Genomic DNA, 2,825 nt, shown 5'->3' with positions numbered 1-2,825 from the left:
CGCGCCCGCCAGTCCCGTGGAGAGCGACGAGATACCGGTGGACAGCGACGTCACGCCGGTGGAGAGCGAGCTCACGCCCGTCGACACGCTGGTCGACAGCGTGTCGAGCGCCGTGCTCGCGGCGTTGACCGCCGCGTTGGTCGCGTACAGCTGCGAGCCGTTGACCGCGTCCGTGCTCGTGCCCAGCACCTGGCCGGCCGCCACGTTGGTGATTTGCCGTTCGTTGCCCGTCGAGCCAACACTCACCACGCCGGCCGGCGCGCCGCCCGCATAGGTGTACGCCGTGCCCGCGATCGTGTCGCCTGTCACCGGTACGGCCGTTGCGGCCGCCACCGAGTTCGCGCCCAGCGCGATCGAGTTGGTCGTCGATGCCGTTGCGGCCGAGCCGAGCGCCATCGCGTTATTAGCGCTCGCGGTGGCGTATGCGCCGAGCGCCTGAGCTCCTCCGGTGCCATTCACTCCGGTTGATGCCAGCGCATACGAGCCAAATGCCTGATCCCAGCCATCCGTCGTTGACCCGGAGGTGCCAGCTACAGTTCCTTCGCCAACTGCGACGTTGAGGTTGGCCGTTCCGTAAATAATGTTACTGCTACCGTTGTACGCAGTGGCCGCCCACTTCAGATTCCCACTCACGGCGTTGCCCGAGCAGTCGGACGTAGCAAGACCGGACTCTGCCGTTGGGCCCGTGCCACCGAAGGCAAAGGAGCACGCCTGCGCGTCCAACGTAGTGCCTAACAACCCAGCCGCCGAAAGCGCCATTACCACACACCGGGGCGCCATCCCACCCTTTGCGGCAGCCCGCCTGTATGGCAAGTCCAGTGCTGGAACGCTTCTGCCCGGGCGTCGCGGTCCGGCCTCACCCTGGACGCCCTTCGCGGTTTCCGCTGCCGGAATTAGCGCCCCCAACCGACGGTTCCACACCAGCTGATAAAGATTCCTGTTCATGGCCTGCCTGTCCTCTGTCCGTGTTGTCAATGACTCTCCCGGGACCGCCCCCGGCGCGCATCGCCATCCGGTTTTATTGGTGACTTATGCGCGATAGTAAATATTCCTAAATTTAAATTATGGCAATATGATTCAACACCCAATAAAGCGGCACACGAATCAGGCTAATTTAATAACAGGGATTGTTCGGCGACGGAGATCGGTGCGCGTCATGCGCGCTTTCCACTCCGGATTGCTCGTAGCGCCTGCTCCGACGGCGGCCTTTTGACCACACACCAAGATTGCGTTATGCGGGTTAATCCGGTCAATAATTAATTATGTCATTTAGGGCCGCGCGAATGCCGATCATTTTTATATACTCATGAAATTAACCCCATTTCAAAAATATTAAATCTGAGCCCATGATTTCCAAAGTTCGGAAGAACGAGACCCGGCGCGATTAAAGATGATAATGTCCGTTACCACAGACAAGAAGACGTTTTCGGCGTGGGATTGTTGCGCAGTCACATCGCAGCCGGCCGCCGGAAACCAAGTGTTAGCGGCGGCGTGAAAACGTTTTTAGATGGCGGCGCAAGGTTGAGCGAAACGGTCAGCCATGAAGGGCAAGCGGCCCTTCATGGTGCTGCGGTGGTGGCGAGGGAATCAGAACGGTGGGCCGCAGTCAGTCGCTCGGGTAGCGACGGCAGGTCGACGCCGTTCACGCAGCAACTCGTGTAACCGGTCGCCATAGAAGTCAGTGATCACGGTGACCAGATCATCGAGCAGTTCGAACACGGCGAACGCCTGGTCGGGTGTCCAGTCGTCGGGTACAATGAACGGTAGCCCGCGCCGACGGCCAGAGGGCAGCAATGGTTTGTGACTCATGAGGCAGCTCCTATCTTCAGGATAGCTCTTTTTTGCGCTCCGTTGCCGGGCACGGGCTTCGGTACGTTCGCGTGCCTCCTTGAGGCGGTACGACTCGCCCTCAATCGAGATCACCTCGGCACGATGTACCAGCCGGTCGACCAGTGCGACGATACAGGCGGCGTTCGGGAACACCTCCGACCATTCCGGGAACGGTTTGTTGGTCGTAACGATGGTGGAACGGGCCCCATACCTGCGGCTGATGAGTTCGAACCGCAGGTCGGCATGGCGGTTCGAGTACGAGAGATATCCGACTTCGTCGATTAATGTTGCGGGCAACATTAATCGACGAAGTCGTTGGTACGACGTTCAGGCAGATCCTGCAATTGCTCTCGCTCGATGCGAAACGTGGCGGCGTCGCGCCGGTTTCGACGCATCACCACTTCGCGTACGAATTCATCGTAGGCGGCCCGATTAGCGAAGCCGCGATGACCTTGCAGCATCAGGGGCTGGTCGACTGCTTCCTTTAGATACTGATGCGAGGACTCGACACTGCCATTCTCGTGCCCCAAGCCGCGATCGTTGCGCGTGCCCTCCACGCGGTAATGATCGGGCAGCGCTGCGTAACGCGTCGTGAAGTCCTCCCGCTCGGCCAGGTTCCTGAACGCGGCCGACAGACTGTCGGAGCGATGTTCGCGCGGGCAACCGCCGGCCTCCATATCGCGTTCCGCTATCCGGTCGCGAGAGCTTCGAAACTCTCAACGCCCTCGACCACGTTCGCATACTCCCGGCGTGAGAACGCCTGCACGAAGTGATACAGCTGGCAGCCGAACGGCGCGCCGCCAATCGTCACGCCCAGCTTGCTCATATCGGTGAAGTCCGACAGTCCGCGCACGCCGGGCTTTGCTCCTTCGGGGAAGAACACCTCCTATTGACCTTTCCATAAATCATGACGTCACCACAAGGTTGCCTGAATCCAGCACGCGGCGATGATCGAAGGTCGGTGCTGAGCGCTTTTGAGCTTGTTGCGAGCGACG

4 pseudogenes are annotated in these 2,825 nt (G+C 60.2%); all 4 read right to left on the bottom strand.

The features are described 5' to 3' along the window. Nucleotides 1–633: pseudogene (locus tag HV796_RS41455) on the bottom strand (hypothetical protein); the annotation flags it as partial. A gap of 198 nt (nucleotides 634–831) precedes the next feature. Continuing rightward, nucleotides 832–945 (bottom strand): annotated as a pseudogene (locus HV796_RS46325) (ESPR-type extended signal peptide-containing protein); the annotation flags it as partial. An 891-nt stretch (nucleotides 946–1,836) separates the two neighbouring features. Beyond that, nucleotides 1,837–2,118 (bottom strand): annotated as a pseudogene (locus HV796_RS41445) (ATP-binding protein); the annotation flags it as partial. 14 nt (nucleotides 2,119–2,132) lie between these two features. Further along, nucleotides 2,133–2,716 (bottom strand): annotated as a pseudogene (locus HV796_RS41440) (IS21 family transposase); the annotation flags it as partial. Nucleotides 2,717–2,825 lie beyond the last annotated feature (109 nt).

The organism is Paraburkholderia humisilvae (assembly GCF_902859855.1).
Lineage (GTDB): Bacteria > Pseudomonadota > Gammaproteobacteria > Burkholderiales > Burkholderiaceae > Paraburkholderia > Paraburkholderia humisilvae.
The sequence above is the reverse complement of the archived record's forward strand: the minus strand, read 5'-3'. Positions and strand labels throughout refer to the sequence as shown.